The organism is Pseudomonas sp. FG36 (genome assembly GCF_057809275.1).
The window spans coordinates 43,206-59,964 of sequence record NZ_JBMDJQ010000013.1; the positions used below are offsets into that span (position 1 = coordinate 43,206).

The following is a 16,759-nucleotide window of genomic DNA, read 5'->3' on the forward strand; positions in this document are numbered from 1 at the left end:
GGCGTCGCCCGTGATGACGCCTAAGGTACTCAGATAAGCATGGCCCTACTGCAGATCGCCGAACCCGGTCAGAGCCCCCAGCCGCACCAGCGCCGCCTGGCGGTGGGCATCGACCTGGGCACCACCAATTCTCTCGTCGCCGCCGTGCGCAGCGGGCGCAGCGAGCCGCTGCCCGACGACCAGGGCCAGGTGATCCTGCCCTCGGCCGTGCGTTATCTCGAAGGTCGCAGCGAAGTGGGCCAGGTCGCCCGTGATGCCGCCTCCAGCGACCCGTTGAACACCATCCTGTCGGTCAAGCGCCTGATGGGGCGCGGCCTGGCGGACGTCAAGCAATTGGGCGAGCAACTGCCGTACCGCTTCGTCGGTGGCGAGTCGCACATGCCGTTCATCGACACCGTCCAGGGCCCGAAGAGCCCGGTGGAAGTGTCGGCCGATATCCTCAAGGTGTTGCGTCATCGCGCTGAGCAAACCCTCGGCGGCGAGCTGGTGGGTGCGGTGATTACCGTGCCGGCATACTTCGACGATGCCCAGCGCCAGGCAACCAAGGACGCCGCCAAACTGGCCGGCCTCAACGTCCTGCGCCTGCTCAACGAGCCTACCGCGGCGGCCGTGGCCTATGGACTGGACCAGAATGCCGAAGGCCTGGTGGCGATCTACGACCTGGGCGGCGGCACCTTCGATATTTCCATCCTGCGCCTGACCGGCGGTGTCTTCGAGGTGCTGGCCACCGGTGGCGATACCGCCCTGGGCGGCGATGATTTCGACCACGCCATCGCCGGCTGGATCATCGAGCAGGCGGGACTTTCCTCCGACCTCGACCCAGCCACCCAGCGCCAGCTGCTGCAGGCTGCCTGCGCAGCCAAGGAAGCCCTGACCGACGCCGACGTGGTCGGTGTCAGCCACGGCGCCTGGCAGGGCGAGCTGAGCCGGGCGGCTTTCGACGCCATGATCGAGCCATTGGTCGCCCGCAGCCTCAAGGCTTGCCGTCGTGCCGTGCGTGACAGCGGCGTCGAGCTCGAAGAAGTCGGCGCGGTGGTCATGGTCGGCGGTTCGACCCGCGTCCCTCGCGTGCGCGAGGCGGTCGGCGCGCTGTTTGGCCGTACCCCGCTGACCTCGATCGACCCCGACCAGGTGGTGGCCATCGGTGCCGCCATCCAGGCCGACACCCTGGCCGGCAATCGTCGCGAAGGCGGCGAGCTGTTGCTGCTGGACGTCATCCCGCTGTCGCTCGGCCTCGAGACCATGGGCGGGCTGATGGAGAAGGTGATCCCGCGCAACACCACCATCCCGGTGGCCCGCGCCCAGGAGTTCACCACTTACAAGGATGGCCAGTCGGCCATGATGATCCACGTCCTGCAGGGTGAGCGCGAGCTGATCAGCGATTGCCGCTCGCTGGCACGCTTCGAGCTGCGCGGCATCCCGGCGATGGTGGCCGGTGCGGCGAAGATCCGCGTGACCTTCCAGGTCGATGCCGACGGCCTGCTCAGCGTCGCGGCCCGCGAGCTGGGTTCGGGCGTGGAATCGAGCATCCAGGTCAAGCCATCGTATGGCCTGACCGACGGCGAGATCGCCCGCATGCTCAAGGATTCGTTCGAGCATGCCGGCTCCGACAAGCACGCGCGCCAGTTGCGCGAGCACCAGGTCGACGCCGAGCGCCTGCTCGAAGCAGTGCAGGGCGCCCTGGACGCCGATGGCGAACGCCTGCTCAGCAGTGACGAGCGCGACGCGATCGAATTCCAGATGCAGGAACTACGTGATTTGCTGAGCGGCACCGATGGCGCCGCCATCGAGCAACAGACCAAGCGTCTGTCGCAGGTGACCGATGCATTTGCCGCCCGTCGCCTTGATTCGACGGTCAAAGCCGCACTGGCCGGGCGCAACCTGAATGAGATCGAGGAGTAATCGATGCCGCTGGTGACATTCCTGCCGCATGAGAAGTTCTGCCCCGAAGGGCTGACCGTGGAAGTGCCGTCCGGGACCAATATCCTGGAGCTGGCCCACGACCATCACATCGAGATGGAAAGCGCCTGCGGCGGCGTCAAGGCCTGCACCACCTGCCATTGCATCATCCGCAAGGGCTTCGACTCCCTTGAGGAGGCCGATGAGCTGGAGGAAGACATGCTGGACAAGGCTTGGGGCCTGGAGGCGCAGTCGCGCCTGGGTTGCCAGGTGGTCGTCGGCGATGAGGACCTCACCATCGAGATCCCCAAATACTCGCTCAACCACGCCGCAGAAGCGCCGCACTGAGGTTTTGTACATGAGTCTGAAATGGGTTGATGTACTTGAGATCGCCATCCAGCTTGCGGAAAGCAAGCCTGAGGTCGATCCTCATTACGTGAATTTCGTCGATCTGCGCGCCTGGGTCATGGCGCTGCCTGAATTCGATGACGATCCGTCGCGTTGCGGTGAGAAGGTTCTCGAGGCCATCCAGGCGGCCTGGATCGACGAAGCCGACTGAACGCACGCTGCAGGTTAGGCAATCCCCCGGAACCCGCGTATAATTCGCGGGTTTAATTTTTCGCAACACTCATATTTCTGGAGTTTTCCATGGCTGTTCAACGTACTTTCTCCATCATCAAGCCTGACGCCGTTGCCAAGAACGTCATCGGCAAGATCACCACTCGCTTCGAAGAAGCCGGCCTGAAAATCGTCGCTTCGAAAATCAAGCAACTGTCCAAGGCCGAAGCCGAAGGCTTCTACGCCGAGCACAGCGCTCGTGGTTTCTTCGGTGACCTGGTTGCCTTCATGACTTCCGGCCCGGTCGTTGTCCAGGTTCTGGAAGGCGAGAACGCCATCGCTCTGAACCGTGAGCTGATGGGCGCCACCAACCCTAAAGAAGCTGCTGCCGGCACCATCCGCGCCGACTTCGCCGAGTCGATCGACGCCAACGCCGTTCACGGTTCGGACTCCGAAGCCGCTGCCGCTCGCGAAATCGCTTACTTCTTCGCTGCTACCGAGGTAACCACTCGCTAAGCGAAGGCTTACGAGTGAGGGTGAATCCATGACGACATCGACTGACAAGATCAACCTGCTGGGGCTTACCCTGGCGGAAATGGAACAGTTCTTCGACTCAATCGGGGAGAAGCGCTTCCGTGCCGGTCAGGTGATGAAATGGATTCACCACTTTGGCGTCGATGATTTCGCCGCCATGACGAACGTCGGCAAGGTCTTGCGCGAAAAGCTCGAGGCCGTTGCCGAGATTCGGGGCCCGGAAGTGGTCAGCGAAGACATTTCCGCCGACGGCACCCGCAAGTGGGTGGTCCGCGTTGCCTCCGGCAGCTGCGTCGAGACCGTCTACATCCCCACCGACGATCGCGGCACCCTGTGCGTGTCGTCGCAAGCCGGCTGCGCCCTGGACTGCAGTTTCTGCTCCACCGGCAAGCAAGGCTTCAACAGCAACCTCACCGCCGCCGAAGTGATCGGCCAGGTGTGGCTTGCCAACAAATCCTTCGGGACCGTCCCGGCCAAGATCGATCGCGCGATTACCAACGTGGTCATGATGGGCATGGGCGAACCCCTGCTGAATTTCGACAATGTCATCGCCGCCATGAAGATCATGATGGAAGATCTGGGCTATGGCATTTCCAAGCGTCGCGTGACCCTGTCCACCTCGGGCGTGGTACCGATGATCGATGAGCTGGCCAAGCACATCGACGTGTCCCTGGCCCTGTCGCTGCACGCGCCGAACGACGAGCTGCGCAACAAGCTGGTGCCGATCAACAAGAAGTACCCGCTGAAGATGCTGCTGGAGTCGTGCATGGGCTACATGTCCACCCTCGGCGGCAAGCGCGTGCTGACCATCGAGTACACCCTGCTCAAGGACGTCAACGACCAGCCCGAGCACGCCGCACAGATGATCGAGCTGCTGCGCGATGTGCCGTGCAAGATCAACCTGATCCCGTTCAACCCGTTCCCGCACTCCGGCTACGAGCGGCCGAGCAACAATGCCATCCGCCGCTTCCAGGACCTGCTGCACCACGGCGGCTTCAACGTGACCACGCGCACCACCCGTGGTGATGATATCGATGCCGCCTGCGGTCAGCTGGTGGGCCAGGTCAATGACCGCACCCGCCGCAGCGAGCGCTACATTGCGGTGCGCCAGCTGGCCGCCGACGAGCCGCAAGACAGCGCCGCGCGCCCCTGACGAGCACCTGCCCCATGAGCCTGCGCACCGCGCTGTCGATCCTGACGCTTTCGCTGCTGGCGGGCTGCGTGTCCGGCGGCGCCGGTGACCCCCTGGCCAACCGCCAGGGGCGTGAGGCGGCGGGGCAGGCCTATGTGCAGTTGGGGCTGGGGTATTTGCAACAAGGTTTGACCGGGCGCGCCAAGGCCCCTCTGGCCAAAGCGCTCGCCCTCGACGCCCGTGACGCCGACGCCCATGCCGCGCTCGCCCTGGTATTCCAGGCCGAGGATGAGCCCGCCCTGGCTGGCGAGCATTTCGACAAAGCCCTGGCCATCCGCCCGGATGACACGCGAATCCGTAACAACTACGGCAGTTTCCTATATGCTCAGGGCCGTTTCGACGAAGCCCACGCGATGTTCCTCCAGGCCGCCGCCGATACCCTGTATCCTGAGCGTTCGCGCGTCTACGAGAACCTCGGGCTCACCGCCTTGAAGCGGGGGCAGGGCGCTCAGGCCCGCGAATATCTGGAGAAGGCCCTTCGGCTCAATCAGCGGCAACCGAAGGCTTTGCTCGAAATGGCTGAGTTGTCCTACGAAAACAGGCATTATGTGCCGGCCCGGGATTACTACGATCGATTCAGCCAGCTGAGCGACCAGAATGCCCGCAGCCTGCTGCTGGGCCATCGCCTGGCACTTGCCCTTGACGAGCAGGGCACCGCGGCCCGCTTGGGCCAGCAATTACAACGACTTTATCCCGGTACGCCGGAATATCAGCAATACCTGTCGGAGCAACGATGAAAGCCGCGCACACTGAAGTAGCAGCAGCGACTCGCCAGAACCCCGGTGACGTCTTGCGCCAGGCCCGCGAAAAACGCGAATGGAGCCAGGCTGAGGTCGCTCGCAAGCTCAACCTCACGGTATCTTCGCTGAACAACCTGGAAAACGGCGCCTTCGACAAGCTGCCCGGGCATACCTTCGCCCGTGGCTACATCCGCGCCTATGCCAAGCTGATGGACATGGACCAGGCGCCCCTGGTCGAGGCCTTCGACCTGATCACCGGGACCCACGCCAAAGGCAGTGAAGTGCACGCGCTCGGCCGCATCGAAGAGCCGGTGCGTCTGTCGCACAACATCCTGCGCGTGGTCAGCCTGTTGCTGCTGGTCGCCGTGGTCGGCGGCGGCTTCTTCTGGTGGCAGGACCAGAGCAGCCTGCGCGGCAAGGACCTGGCCAAGATCGCCCTGGAGCACGTCGAGGTCGAGAGCGCCGACGGCACCACGCAGATTCACCCGCTGGACGAACCGGAAGACCAGGCCGTGAGCGAGGGCCAGCAGGCCGAAGGCCAGGCCCTGCCGCTGGAACCGAGCAGTGCCGAGCAGGCGCCGGTCGCTGAGGCCCAGGCGCCAGTCGCCTCCGTTGCGCCTGCCACGCCAGCCACCAGCGCCGCGCCGACTGCCACCGCGCCTGTGGCACCGGTTGTCGCGCCAGCCGCGCCTGCCGTGGTCACCCCCGCCGTGCCTGCCGCCACCGCGCCAGCCACAGCCGTCGCGGCCACTGCTGCGGTCGCACCGACTGCGCCCGCTGAAGCCGCACCGGCCCCGGCCGGCAGCGCCAAGGTTCATATCCAATTCACCGCCGATTGCTGGACCCAGGTCACCGACGGCAACGGCAAGGTGCTGTTCAGCGCCATCAAGCGCAAGGGCGACAGCCTGGAACTGACCGGCAAGCCACCGTTCGCGGTGCGCCTGGGCTTCGCCCGCGGCGCCCAGGTGAGCTACAACGGCCAGGCGGTCGATGTCGCCCCGTTCACCAGTGGCGAAACCGCTCGCCTGAAGTTGGGACAGTAAGTCATGCACGGCGAATCTCCGATCAAACGTCGCGAATCCCGCAAGATCTGGGTCGGCAATGTGCCGGTGGGTGGTGATGCGCCCATCGCGGTGCAGAGCATGACCAACACCGACACCAACGATGTCGCCGCCACCGTGGCGCAGATCCAGCGCCTGGTCGATGCCGGCGTGGACATCGTCCGTGTCTCGGTACCGGACATGGACGCCGCCGAGGCGTTCGGCAAAATCAAGAAACTGGTCAGCGTGCCGCTGGTCGCCGACATCCACTTCGACTACAAGATCGCCCTGCGCGTGGCCGAGCTGGGTGTCGACTGCCTGCGCATCAACCCGGGCAACATCGGCCGTGAAGACCGTGTGCGCGCCGTGGTCGATGCCGCCCGCGACCGTGGTATCCCGATCCGCATCGGCGTCAACGCAGGCTCCCTGGAAAAGGACCTGCAGAAGAAGTACGGCGAGCCGACCCCGGCGGCGCTGGTCGAATCGGCCCTGCGCCATGTCGAGCACCTCGATCGCCTGGATTTCCAGGACTTCAAGGTCAGCGTCAAGGCCTCCGACGTGTTCATGGCCGTCGAAGCCTACCGCCTGCTGGCCAGGCAGATCATCCAGCCGCTGCACTTAGGCATCACCGAAGCCGGTGGCCTGCGCTCGGGGACGGTGAAATCCGCCGTCGGCCTAGGTATGCTGCTGGCCGAAGGCATCGGTGACACCATTCGCATTTCCCTGGCCGCCGATCCGGTCGAGGAAGTGAAGGTTGGCTACGACATCCTCAAGTCGCTGCACCTGCGTTCCCGTGGCATCAACTTCATCGCCTGCCCGAGCTGCTCGCGGCAGAACTTCGATGTGGTCAAGACCATGAACGAACTGGAAGGGCGCCTGGAGGACCTGCTGGTGCCGCTGGACGTGGCGGTGATCGGTTGCGTGGTCAACGGCCCGGGCGAAGCCAAGGAGTCGCACGTGGGCCTGACCGGCGGCACGCCGAACCTGGTGTACATCGACGGCAAGCCATCGCAGAAGCTGAACAACGACAACCTGGTCGACGAGCTGGAAAAGCTCATTCGCCAGAAAGCGGCCGAGAAGGCCGAGGCCGACGCGGCGCTGATCGCCCGCGGCTGAGACACAGATTCGTAAGGACTATTCGTGAGCAAATCGCTGCAAGCCATCCGTGGCATGAACGACATCCTGCCCGACCAGTCGCCGCTGTGGCGCTACTTCGAGGGCACCGTGGCCGGCTTGCTGGATAGCTATGGCTACAGCCAGATCCGCACGCCGATCGTCGAGTTCACCGAGCTGTTCAAGCGCTCGATCGGTGAAGTCACCGATATCGTCGAGAAGGAGATGTACACCTTCCAGGACAACAAGGACTCGCTTACCTTGCGCCCGGAAGGCACCGCCGCTTGCGTGCGCGCAGTGCTCGAGCACGGCATCATCGGTAATGGCCAGGTGCAGAAGCTCTGGTACGTGGGCCCGATGTTCCGCCACGAGCGTCCGCAACTGGGACGCTACCGGCAGTTCCACCAGATCGGTGTCGAGGTGTTCAACCTGGCCGGCCCGGATATCGACGCCGAACTGATCATGCTCACCTGGCGCCTCTGGGCGTTGCTGGGTATCCAGGACGCAGTGACCCTGGAGCTCAACAGCCTTGGCACCAGCGAAGCCCGCGCGCGCTATCGCGATGCACTGGTGGAGTTCCTGTCCCAGCGCATCGATCAGCTGGACGAAGACAGCCAGCGCCGCCTGAAGAGCAATCCGCTGCGTATCCTCGACAGCAAGAACGCAGGCACCCAAGCCGCCCTGGTGGGCGCGCCGAAGCTCGAAGAGTACCTGGACGAAGAGTCCCGCGTGCATTTCGAGGGTGTGAAGGCGCGTCTTGACGCTGCTGGCATCCCGTTCGTGATCAACACCAAGCTGGTGCGCGGCCTGGACTACTACAGCAAGACCGTGTTCGAGTGGGTCACCGACAAGCTCGGTGCCCAGGGCACGGTCTGCGCCGGTGGGCGCTACGACGGCCTGGTCGAGCAGATGGGCGGCAAGCCGACCGCTGGCGTTGGCTTTGCCATGGGTATCGAGCGCCTGCTGCTGCTGATCGAAACCCTCGGCCAGGTGCCTGAGTCGATCAGCCGTACCATCGACGTTTACCTGTGCGCCTTTGGTGAGCAGGCCGAGCTTGCTGGCCTGAAGATCAGCGAGCAACTGCGTGATCGTCTGCCGAACCTGCGCCTGGCGGTCAACGCCGGTGGCGGCAACTTCAAGAACCAGTTCAAGAAGGCCGACAAGAGCGGCGCGCTGTTCGCCCTGATCCTCGGCGACGACGAACTGGCCAAGCAAGAGATTGGCGTGAAGCCCCTGCGTGGCCAGGGCGAACAACAGAACATTGCCTGGGATGCGCTTGCTGCGCACCTGGAAACCGCGATCGCCCAGGCGTGATGCGGTCCGACAACGAATAGGCGAATAGGAGTATTGGGGTGTCGAGTACCGATGATGAAGGCCTGGCAGCGGCCAAGGACTGGTGGAACCGCAACGGCAAGCCACTGCTGACCGGCGCCCTGCTGGCCGGTGTGGTGGTGATGGGCTGGCAGACCTGGCACAAGTACCAGGCCAACCAGTCGCAAGGCGCTTCGGCGCTGTACCAGGCCCTGCTGGAAACCTCGCTGACGCCGGATGGCAAGCCTGACGCGAGCAAGGTGGCGGAGCTTTCCGGCAAGCTCAAGAGCGAGTTCGGCGGCACCGCCTACGCCCAGTACGGCAGCCTGTTCGTCGCCAAGGTGGCGGTCGAGAGCGGCAAGCTGGACGACGCGGCGAGCGAACTCAAAAGCGTGATGGACAAGCCGGCCGACGCCACCCTGAGCGAGATTTCGCGCCAGCGTCTGGCACGCGTGCTCGCGGCCCAGGACAAGGCCGAGGACGCCCTCAAGCTGCTCGACGGCGACACCGACAAGGCCTTCCTGGCCAGCCGTGAAGAACTCAAGGGCGACCTGCTGGTGCAGCTGGGCCGCGCCGATGACGCGCACGGCGCCTACGAAAAAGCCAAGGCCGCGCTGTCCGACGACGCCGCGATCGGTGGCCTGCAACTGAAGCTGGATGACCTGGCCAAAGGGGACGCCTGAAGTGAAGGGTTGGAAACAAGCAGCAGTGCTCACCCTCGCCGTCCTGGCGGCGGGTTGCAGCAGCAACAGCAAGAAGGAACTGCCCCCGGCCGAGCTGACCAAGTTCACCGAGGAAGTGGTACTGAAGAAGCAGTGGAGCCGTTCGATCGGTGACGGCCAGGGTGAGACCTACAACACCCTGGTGCCGGCTATCGAGAACGACCGCATCTACGCTTCCGACGTCAACGGCGAGGTCTTCGCGCTGAACCGCATCACCGGTGACGTGGTGTGGAAGAAGGACCTCGAGCTGCCGGTTTCCGGCGCCGTGGGCGTGGGCTATGGCCTGGTCATGCTGGGGACTCTGAAGGGCGAGGTCATTGCCCTGGACTCCAGCACCGGCGAGGAGCGCTGGCGCTCCCGCGTCTCCAGTGAAGTGCTGGCACCGCCCGCCAACAATGGCGACGTGGTGGTGGTGCAGACCCAGGACGACCGCTTGGTCGGCTTCGACGCCGCCACGGGTGACCGTCGCTGGATCTACGAGAACAGCCCGGCCGTGCTGACCCTGCGTGGTACCGGCGCGCCGGTGGTGACCAACCGCCTGGCCGTTGCCGGCCTGTCCACCGGCAAGGTGGTGGCGGTCGACATCAGCAACGGCGTGCCAGTGTGGGAAAGCCGCGTGGCCGTTCCACAGGGCCGTTCCGAGCTGGACCGCGTGGTGGACATCGACGGCGGCCTGCTGCTGTCCGGTGGCACCCTGTACGTCAGCACCTATCAGGGCCGCGTCGCTGGCCTGGACCTGGAAAGCGGCCGCGTGCAGTGGCAGCGTGATGCCTCCAGCTACGTGGGTGTCGCCCAGGGCTTCGGCAACGTCTATGTCAGCGAAGCGTCGGGCACCGTGCAGAGCGTCGACGAGCGTTCTTCCAGCTCGCTGTGGAGCAACGACTCCATGGCCCGCCGTCAGCTGTCGGCGCCGGAAGTGTTCTCCAGCTATGTGGCGGTGGGTGACTTCGAGGGTTACCTGCACCTGCTCAGCCAGGTCGATGGCCGCTTCGTAGGCCGTGAGCGTATCGACAGCGATGGCCTGCGCGCCCGCCCACTTGTGGTCGGCGACACCATCTACGTCTTCGGCAACAGCGGCAAGCTCGAGGCACTGACCATCCGCTGAAGCTATGCTTGGGCCCGTTCGCGGGCTCAGGTTGCGGCGTAGGAAACGCCGCCCGAACTCCGGCCGCTGCCTTGCAGCGGCCTTTGCATTTTCAAGAATTCAAGAGTGGAGAGCCGCATGGTTCCCGTAATCGCCCTGGTGGGCCGCCCCAACGTCGGCAAATCCACCATGTTCAACCGCCTGACCAAGACCCGCGATGCCATCGTCGGTGACCTGTCGGGCCTGACCCGTGACCGCCAGTATGGTGATGCCAGCTGGCAGGGTCGCTCGTTCATCCTGATCGACACCGGTGGTATCACCGGCGACGAAGTAGGCATGGACGAGAAGATGGCCGAGCAGTCGCTGATGGCCATCGAGGAAGCCGACTACGTATTGTTCCTGGTCGACGCCCGTGCCGGCATGACCGCCGCCGACCAGATGATCGCCGACCACCTGCGCAAGCGGAACAAGTCGGCCATCCTGGTGGCCAACAAGATCGACAACATCGACCCCGACATCGCCCGCGCCGAGTTCTCGCCGCTGGGCATGGGCAACGCCATCCCGGTGGCCGGCTCCCAGGGCCGTGGCATCAACGCCCTGATGGAATCGGTGCTCGGCCACATTCCGCGTGACGCCGAAGAAGAAGCCCTCGACCTGGAAGTCGCCGAAGGCGAAGAGGCCGTGCGCATTCCCGGCCCGAGCGAAAAGGACGGCATCAAGATCGCCATCATCGGCCGCCCGAACGTGGGCAAGTCGACGCTGGTCAACCGCATGCTCGGTGAAGAGCGTGTGGTGGTGTACGACGAGCCCGGCACTACCCGCGACAGTATCTACATCCCGTTCGAGCGCGATGGCGAGAAGTACACCTTCATCGACACCGCCGGCGTGCGCAAGCGCGGCAAGATCCACGAGGAAGTCGAAAAGTTCTCGGTGGTGAAGACCCTGCAGGCGATCAAGGACGCCAACGTGGTGATCTTCGTCATGGACGCCCGCGAAGGCGTGGTCGACCACGACCTCAACCTGCTGGGCTTCGCCCTTGACGCTGGCCGGGCGATCGTCATCGCACTGAACAAGTGGGACGGCATGGAGCCGGGCGAGCGCGACTATGTGAAAACCGAGCTTGAGCGCCGGCTGTTCTTCGTCGACTTCTGCGACATCCACTTCATCTCCGCCTTGCACGGTACCGGTGTTGGCCACCTGTACAAGTCGGTGCAGGCCGCGTTCAAGTCGGCGGTCACCCGCTGGCCGACCAGCCGCCTGACGCAGATCCTCGAGGACGCCATCAGCGAGCACCAACCGCCGCTGGTCAACGGCCGTCGCATCAAGCTGCGCTATGCCCACCTCGGTGGCGCCAACCCGCCGCTGATCGTGATCCACGGCAACCAGACCGAGAAGGTGCCCAAGTCCTACTCGCGTTACCTGGAGAACACCTACCGTCGCGTGCTCAAGCTGGTCGGCACGCCGATCCGCATCGAATACAAAGGCGGTGAGAACCCGTACGAGGGCAACAAGAACACTCTCACCGACCGCCAGGTCAACAAGAAGCGCCGCCTGATGTCGCACCACAAGAAGGCCGAGAAGAAGCGCCGCGACAAGCGCTGATTCCGTGCCGGCTTCATCGACGGCAAGCCGGCTCCCACAGCGTATGCGCAAGCGACAATACCTGTGGGAGCCGGCTTGCCGGCGATAGGGCCCTTTGATCCACCGCAATCCCCCTATTGTTTCAACCTTTTTCCTGACCGCTCGTTCCGCTATGCTCGGATCCACCCCCGTGCCGGACAAACCCCAGGAAAGAGGGCTCCATGATCCGCAGCAAACTGCCGAACGTCGGCACGACCATCTTTACCACCATGTCGCAACTGGCCATGCAGACCGGTGCGCTCAACCTGTCCCAGGGCTTCCCTGACTTCAACGGCCCCCAGGCCCTGCTCGATGCGGTTGGCCGCCACGTGGCCGCCGGGCATAACCAGTATTCGCCGATGACCGGCCTGCCAGCCCTGCGCCAGCAGGTTGCAGCCAAGATCGCTCGGCTGTATGGCGTGGCAGTCGATGCCGACCAGGAAGTGACCATCACCCCGGGCGCCACCGAGGCGATCTTCTGCGCGATCCAGGCGGTGATCCACCCCGGTGACGAGGTGATCGTCTTCGACCCCAGCTACGACAGCTACGAGCCATCGGTGGAGCTGGCCGGTGGCCGCTGCGTGCATGTGCCGCTGCGCGATGGCAGCTTCAGCATCGACTGGCAGAAGTTCAGCGACGCCCTGAGCCCGCGCACGCGCATGGTCATCCTCAATTCGCCGCACAACCCCAGCGGCGCCTTGATCAGCCGCGATGACCTGGACCAGTTGGCCGCGTTGATCGGCAACCGCGATATCTACCTGGTCAGCGACGAAGTCTACGAGCACCTGATCTACGACGGTGTGCGCCACGCCAGCGTGCTGGCCCACACGCAGCTGTACAGCAAAGCCTTCGTCATCAGCTCGTTCGGCAAGACCTACCACGTCACCGGCTGGAAAACCGGCTACGTGGTCGCGCCACCGGCCCTCAGCGCCGAATTGCGCAAGGTGCACCAGTACGTCAACTTCTGCGGCGTCACGCCCTTGCAGTGCGCCCTGGCCGATTTCATGGCCGAGCACCCTGAGCACATCGACGAGCTGCCGGCCTTCTACCAGGCCAAGCGCGACCTGTTCTGCGATTTACTGCAGGCCTCGCGTTTCACCTTCAACCGTGCCCCGGGCACCTATTTCCAACTGGTGGACTATTCGCAGATCCGCCCCGACCTGAACGATGTCGACATGGCCCTGTGGCTGACCCGTGAGCATGGCGTGGCCAGCATTCCGGTGTCGGTGTTCTACCAGCAACCCATCCCCGAGCAACGCCTGGTACGCCTGTGCTTTGCCAAACGCGAGGAGACGCTGCGCCAGGCAGCGGAAAGACTATGCGCGATCTGAGCCAACTGCCGAACCTGAAAATCGCCCTGGTGCAGACCACCCTGGCCTGGCACGACCGCGAGGCGAACTACGCGCACTTCGAGGAGCTGATCACCCAGGCCGGCGAGGTAGACCTGGTGGTCCTGCCGGAAATGTTCACCACCGGGTTTTCGATGGAGTCCGAAAGCCTGGCCGAGCCGGAAAACGGCCCGACCTACAAATGGCTCAAGGCCCAGGCGAAGAAAGCCAACGCCGTGATCACCGGCAGCGTGATCATCCAGGCCGCCGACGGCAGCCATCGTAACCGGCTGCTGTGGGCGCGGCCCGATGGCGAGATCCTGCACTACGACAAGCGCCACCTGTTCCGCATGGCTGGCGAGCACAAGCACTACACCCCGGGCGAGCGCCAGGTGCAGTTCGAGCTCAAGGGCTGGCGGATTCGCCCGCTGATCTGCTACGACCTGCGTTTCCCGGTGTGGAGCCGCGATGCCCAGGACACCGACTTGCTGCTGTACACCGCCAACTGGCCGGCGGCGCGGCGCCTGCATTGGAACCGGTTGCTGCCGGCACGGGGCATCGAGAACCTGTGCTTTGTGGCAGCAGTGAACCGGGTCGGCACCGATGGCAAGGGCTTCGCCTACTCCGGCGACAGCCAGGTGCTGGACTTCCAGGGTGAGAGCCTGCTTAGCGCGGGCGAGGCCGACGGGGTGTTCACCGTGGTGCTGCGGGCGGCGGAGCTGGCCGCGTACCGAGCGCGGTTCCCCGCCAACATGGATGCCGATACTTTCGAACTGCATTGATTGTTGCGCGGGGCTCATCGCTGGCAAGTCGCGGCGGCGAACCGCAGCTCCCACAGGGATAGCGCTTGGCTTGGGGACGGCGCAGTCGGGGAGGGAGACTTGCCGGCGAAGGGTGCAGAGCGGCCCGCAATCAGCCTGTTACCCACAAAAAAGGCCTCTTGCGAGGCCTTCTTCAGTTCATCGATTCAGCGCTTGAGCCCGTAGCTCTCATCGAGCATGCCCGGCGAGTTCGGCGACTTCGGTGCGTAGTCGCGTGGCACTTCGGCGGTATCCTTTGGCGGCGTCAGGCGATCACGCGGGCCTTGTGCGGCTTCGGAGTGCAGCGCGGCCAGCAGGCGTTGGCGGGTCAGCTCGTCCAAGGCCAGGCGGTTGGCGCCGTCGGCCAGGTGATCCTGCACGTCCTGGTAGCTCTGGGTCAGTTTCTTGACCAGCGAGGCAGTGCTGTTGAAGTGGGTTACCACTTCGTTCTGGTAATTGTCGAAGCGCTGCTGGATGTCATCCAGCTGGCGTTGGGTATTGCTCGGTGCCGCGTTGGGCAGCAGGCGGGCGAGCGCGAAACCGACGACGACACCGACAACCAGGGCCAGGGTCGGCAGCAACCAAACAAGGAGCGAGTGTTCCACGAGTCCTTCCTCTATAAACGGCTTTGCTTTACGTTAACGGCTCAGACCTGCGCTGTATACCGCGAGCGATCGCAAATCAGAACAGAATTCCTTTGCTAGACGAGTCGACCCTTCACGAGGTCACGGAGTAGTACCTTGCTTATCCGCGAAACCCCCTTGTTCATTGATGGCCCGACCGGCCAGCTCGAGGCTTTGTACCTGGACGTGGCCGATGCCCGTGGCGCGGTGCTGATCTGCCACCCCAACCCGGTCCAGGGCGGCACCATGCTCAACAAGGTGGTCTCGACCCTGCAGCGTACCGCCCGTGATGCAGGTTACGTCACCCTGCGCTTCAACTACCGCGGCGTTGGCCAGAGCGCCGGCAGCCACGACATGGGCGCCGGCGAGGTAGCGGATGCCGAGGCTGCCGCAGCCTGGTTGCGCCAGCAGCATCCCGAGCTGCCACTGGTGCTGATGGGCTTCTCCTTCGGCGGCTTCGTTGCCGCCAGCCTGGCCGGTCGCCTGGAGGCGGCGGATGTCGAGCTGCAACAGCTGTTCATGATCGCCCCGGCGGTGATGCGCCTGAACGCGCAGTTCCCGCTGCCCGAGCGCGTCGCGCTGACCGTCGTGCAGCCGGACACCGACGAAGTGGTCGATCCGCAACTGGTCTACGATTGGTCCGCCGCCCTGTCGCGCCCCCACGAGCTGCTGAAAGTGGCAGAATGCGGACACTTTTTCCATGGCAAGCTGACCGATCTGAAGGATCTGCTGCTGCCGCGCCTTTCGAACTGAGCCAAGCCTGAATAAGCGAACCCCCATGACCACGCGCATCCTCACCGGTATCACCACCACCGGCACCCCGCACCTGGGCAACTACGCCGGCGCCATCCGTCCGGCCATCCTCGCCAGCCAGCAGCCCGGCGTCGACTCGTTCTACTTCCTGGCCGACTACCACGCCCTGATCAAGTGCGACGACCCGCAGCGCATCCAGCGTTCGCGCCTGGAGATCGCCGCCACCTGGCTCGCCGGTGGCCTGGACCCGGCCAAGGTGACCTTCTACCGCCAGTCGGACATCCCCGAGATTCCGGAGCTGACCTGGCTGCTGACCTGTGTCGCCGCCAAGGGCCTGCTCAACCGCGCCCACGCCTACAAGGCGTCGGTGGACAAGAATGTCGAGGCCGGCGAAGACCCGGACGCCGGCGTGACCATGGGCCTGTTCAGCTACCCGGTGCTGATGGCCGCCGACATCCTGATGTTCAATGCCAACAAGGTGCCGGTTGGCCGCGACCAGATCCAGCACGTGGAGATGGCGCGTGACATCGGCCAGCGTTTCAACCACCTGTTCGGCCAGGGCAAGGACTTCTTCGCCCTGCCCGAGGCGGTGATCGAGGAGAGCGTGGCCACGCTCCCGGGCCTGGACGGTCGCAAGATGTCCAAGAGCTACGACAACACCATCCCGCTGTTCACCAGCGCCAAGGACATGAAGGATGCGATCTCGCGCATCGTCACCGACTCCAAGGCCCCCGGGGAGGCCAAGGATCCGGACAATTCGCACCTGTTCACCCTGTTCCAGGCCTTCTCGACGCCGGCGCAATGCGCCGAGTTCCGCGAAGAGCTGCTGCAGGGCCTGGGCTGGGGCGATGCCAAGCAGCGCCTGTTCCAGCTGCTCGACGGCCAGTTGGCCGAAAAGCGCGAGCACTATCACCAGCTGATCTCGCGCCCGTCGGACCTCGAGGATATCCTCCTGGCCGGCGCCGCCAAGGCGCGCAAGATCGCCACGCCGTTCCTCGAGCAACTGCGCGAGGCAGTTGGCCTGCGCTCGTTCCGCACCACCGTGCAGGCCAGCACCGAGGTGAAGAAGAAGGCCGCCAAGAGCGCCCGCTTCGTCAGCTTCCGTGACGAGGATGGCAGCTTCCGCTTCCGCCTGCTGGCCGCCGATGGCGAGCAATTGCTGCTGTCGCGCAGCTTCGCCGATGGCAAGAGCGCGGGGGCGGTGAGCAAGCAACTGCAACAGGGCGGCGAGGCCGACGTGCGTGTCGAGGGCCTGGGCTTCTCGCTGTGGCTGAACGGTGAGCAAGTTGCCGACGGGCCGCAGTTCGAGGCCGCCGAGGCCCGTGACGCGGCCATCACCAGCCTGCGCGAGGCCCTGGCGCCACAGGCGGACTGAGTCACTTTGACGCAAGTCTGATTGCCATTAAGCGGGCCGGTCGCTACAGTGACGGCCCGTTTTTTGT

17 protein-coding genes are annotated in these 16,759 nt (G+C 64.6%); 16 read left to right on the plus strand and 1 reads right to left on the minus strand.

Translation table 11 applies throughout. The features are described 5' to 3' along the window. Window positions 1-39 precede the first annotated feature (39 nt). The 14 genes from hscA to ACODS9_RS12505 all read left to right on the plus strand — a co-directional run bounded on the left by hscA (window position 40) and on the right by ACODS9_RS12505 (window position 13,923). Window positions 40-1,902 (plus strand): Fe-S protein assembly chaperone HscA, encoded by a 1,863-nt coding sequence (gene hscA, locus ACODS9_RS12440; RefSeq protein WP_401104827.1) that lies wholly within the window; start codon window positions 40-42, stop codon window positions 1,900-1,902. A 3-nt stretch (window positions 1,903-1,905) separates the two neighbouring features. Continuing rightward, a complete protein-coding gene (fdx, locus tag ACODS9_RS12445) occupies window positions 1,906-2,247 on the plus strand; it encodes an ISC system 2Fe-2S type ferredoxin (protein WP_046854253.1) in 342 nt (113 codons plus the stop codon). A 10-nt stretch (window positions 2,248-2,257) separates the two neighbouring features. Then, on the plus strand, window positions 2,258-2,458 hold the full coding sequence (iscX, locus tag ACODS9_RS12450) for a Fe-S cluster assembly protein IscX (RefSeq protein ID WP_023630071.1): 201 nt from the start codon (window positions 2,258-2,260) through the stop codon (window positions 2,456-2,458). An 89-nt stretch (window positions 2,459-2,547) separates the two neighbouring features. Next, the gene (gene ndk / locus ACODS9_RS12455) at window positions 2,548-2,973 is read left to right on the plus strand and encodes a nucleoside-diphosphate kinase (RefSeq protein ID WP_008092560.1); all 426 of its coding nucleotides are present in this window, start codon (window positions 2,548-2,550) and stop codon (window positions 2,971-2,973) included. A 28-nt stretch (window positions 2,974-3,001) separates the two neighbouring features. After that, entirely contained in the window at window positions 3,002-4,144 is a 1,143-nt protein-coding gene (rlmN, locus tag ACODS9_RS12460) for a dual-specificity RNA methyltransferase RlmN (RefSeq protein ID WP_028689594.1), read from the plus strand. A gap of 14 nt (window positions 4,145-4,158) precedes the next feature. Next, the gene (gene pilW / locus ACODS9_RS12465) at window positions 4,159-4,920 is read left to right on the plus strand and encodes a type IV pilus biogenesis/stability protein PilW (protein ID WP_489093981.1); all 762 of its coding nucleotides are present in this window, start codon (window positions 4,159-4,161) and stop codon (window positions 4,918-4,920) included. Continuing rightward, window positions 4,917-5,966: a RodZ domain-containing protein gene (locus ACODS9_RS12470; protein WP_401104819.1), complete on the plus strand. Its 1,050-nt coding sequence runs from the start codon at window positions 4,917-4,919 to the stop codon at window positions 5,964-5,966. The genes pilW and ACODS9_RS12470 overlap by 4 nt, the downstream gene beginning before the upstream one ends. Window positions 5,967-5,969: 3 nt before the next feature. Further along, window positions 5,970-7,079, plus strand: a complete 1,110-nt coding sequence (gene ispG, locus ACODS9_RS12475) for a flavodoxin-dependent (E)-4-hydroxy-3-methylbut-2-enyl-diphosphate synthase (RefSeq protein ID WP_023630055.1) — start codon at window positions 5,970-5,972, stop codon at window positions 7,077-7,079. A 24-nt stretch (window positions 7,080-7,103) separates the two neighbouring features. Further along, window positions 7,104-8,390 (plus strand): histidine--tRNA ligase, encoded by a 1,287-nt coding sequence (hisS, locus tag ACODS9_RS12480; protein WP_217868438.1) that lies wholly within the window; start codon window positions 7,104-7,106, stop codon window positions 8,388-8,390. A gap of 38 nt (window positions 8,391-8,428) precedes the next feature. Beyond that, on the plus strand, window positions 8,429-9,070 hold the full coding sequence (locus ACODS9_RS12485) for a tetratricopeptide repeat protein (protein ID WP_038706767.1): 642 nt from the start codon (window positions 8,429-8,431) through the stop codon (window positions 9,068-9,070). Continuing rightward, the gene (bamB, locus tag ACODS9_RS12490) at window positions 9,045-10,214 is read left to right on the plus strand and encodes an outer membrane protein assembly factor BamB (protein WP_156177508.1); all 1,170 of its coding nucleotides are present in this window, start codon (window positions 9,045-9,047) and stop codon (window positions 10,212-10,214) included. Before ACODS9_RS12485 ends, bamB begins: the two co-directional genes overlap by 26 nt. Before the next feature lie 117 nt (window positions 10,215-10,331). Further along, a complete protein-coding gene (der, locus tag ACODS9_RS12495) occupies window positions 10,332-11,795 on the plus strand; it encodes a ribosome biogenesis GTPase Der (RefSeq protein WP_046854258.1) in 1,464 nt (487 codons plus the stop codon). A gap of 200 nt (window positions 11,796-11,995) precedes the next feature. Beyond that, complete coding sequence (locus ACODS9_RS12500) at window positions 11,996-13,144, plus strand: pyridoxal phosphate-dependent aminotransferase (RefSeq protein ID WP_401104811.1); 1,149 nt, start codon at window positions 11,996-11,998, stop codon at window positions 13,142-13,144. Further along, window positions 13,132-13,923 carry an amidohydrolase gene (locus ACODS9_RS12505; protein WP_046854260.1) on the plus strand — a complete coding sequence of 264 codons (792 nt, stop codon included), beginning with the start codon at window positions 13,132-13,134 and terminating at the stop codon, window positions 13,921-13,923. Before ACODS9_RS12500 ends, ACODS9_RS12505 begins: the two co-directional genes overlap by 13 nt. A 185-nt stretch (window positions 13,924-14,108) precedes the next feature. Here ACODS9_RS12505 and ACODS9_RS12510 read toward each other — a convergent pair whose 3' ends face one another. Beyond that, window positions 14,109-14,546, minus strand: a complete 438-nt coding sequence (locus ACODS9_RS12510) for a Z-ring associated ZapG family protein (protein ID WP_023630140.1) — start codon at window positions 14,544-14,546, stop codon at window positions 14,109-14,111. Between the two features lie 135 nt (window positions 14,547-14,681). On the opposite strand from ACODS9_RS12510, the gene ACODS9_RS12515 reads away from it, so the two are divergent. Both ACODS9_RS12515 and ACODS9_RS12520 read left to right on the plus strand, forming a co-directional pair. Continuing rightward, on the plus strand, window positions 14,682-15,317 hold the full coding sequence (locus ACODS9_RS12515) for an alpha/beta hydrolase (protein WP_046857024.1): 636 nt from the start codon (window positions 14,682-14,684) through the stop codon (window positions 15,315-15,317). A gap of 25 nt (window positions 15,318-15,342) precedes the next feature. Next, window positions 15,343-16,692 (plus strand): tryptophan--tRNA ligase, encoded by a 1,350-nt coding sequence (locus tag ACODS9_RS12520; RefSeq protein ID WP_046857023.1) that lies wholly within the window; start codon window positions 15,343-15,345, stop codon window positions 16,690-16,692. Window positions 16,693-16,759: the final 67 nt, after the last annotated feature.

What these genes read in the sequence shown, in the direction of transcription:
- hscA (WP_401104827.1), top strand. Translation starts at nt 40, where the DNA reads ATGGCCCTACTGCAGATCGCCGAACCCGGTCAGAGCCCCCAGCCGCAC.
- fdx (WP_046854253.1), top strand. Translation starts at nt 1,906, where the DNA reads ATGCCGCTGGTGACATTCCTGCCGCATGAGAAGTTCTGCCCCGAAGGG.
- iscX (WP_023630071.1), top strand. Translation starts at nt 2,258, where the DNA reads ATGAGTCTGAAATGGGTTGATGTACTTGAGATCGCCATCCAGCTTGCG.
- ndk (WP_008092560.1), top strand. Translation starts at nt 2,548, where the DNA reads ATGGCTGTTCAACGTACTTTCTCCATCATCAAGCCTGACGCCGTTGCC.
- rlmN (WP_028689594.1), top strand. Translation starts at nt 3,002, where the DNA reads ATGACGACATCGACTGACAAGATCAACCTGCTGGGGCTTACCCTGGCG.
- pilW (WP_489093981.1), top strand. Translation starts at nt 4,159, where the DNA reads ATGAGCCTGCGCACCGCGCTGTCGATCCTGACGCTTTCGCTGCTGGCG.
- ACODS9_RS12470 (WP_401104819.1), top strand. Translation starts at nt 4,917, where the DNA reads ATGAAAGCCGCGCACACTGAAGTAGCAGCAGCGACTCGCCAGAACCCC.
- ispG (WP_023630055.1), top strand. Translation starts at nt 5,970, where the DNA reads ATGCACGGCGAATCTCCGATCAAACGTCGCGAATCCCGCAAGATCTGG.
- bamB (WP_156177508.1), top strand. Translation starts at nt 9,045, where the DNA reads ATGACCTGGCCAAAGGGGACGCCTGAAGTGAAGGGTTGGAAACAAGCA.
- der (WP_046854258.1), top strand. Translation starts at nt 10,332, where the DNA reads ATGGTTCCCGTAATCGCCCTGGTGGGCCGCCCCAACGTCGGCAAATCC.
- ACODS9_RS12500 (WP_401104811.1), top strand. Translation starts at nt 11,996, where the DNA reads ATGATCCGCAGCAAACTGCCGAACGTCGGCACGACCATCTTTACCACC.
- ACODS9_RS12505 (WP_046854260.1), top strand. Translation starts at nt 13,132, where the DNA reads ATGCGCGATCTGAGCCAACTGCCGAACCTGAAAATCGCCCTGGTGCAG.
- ACODS9_RS12520 (WP_046857023.1), top strand. Translation starts at nt 15,343, where the DNA reads ATGACCACGCGCATCCTCACCGGTATCACCACCACCGGCACCCCGCAC.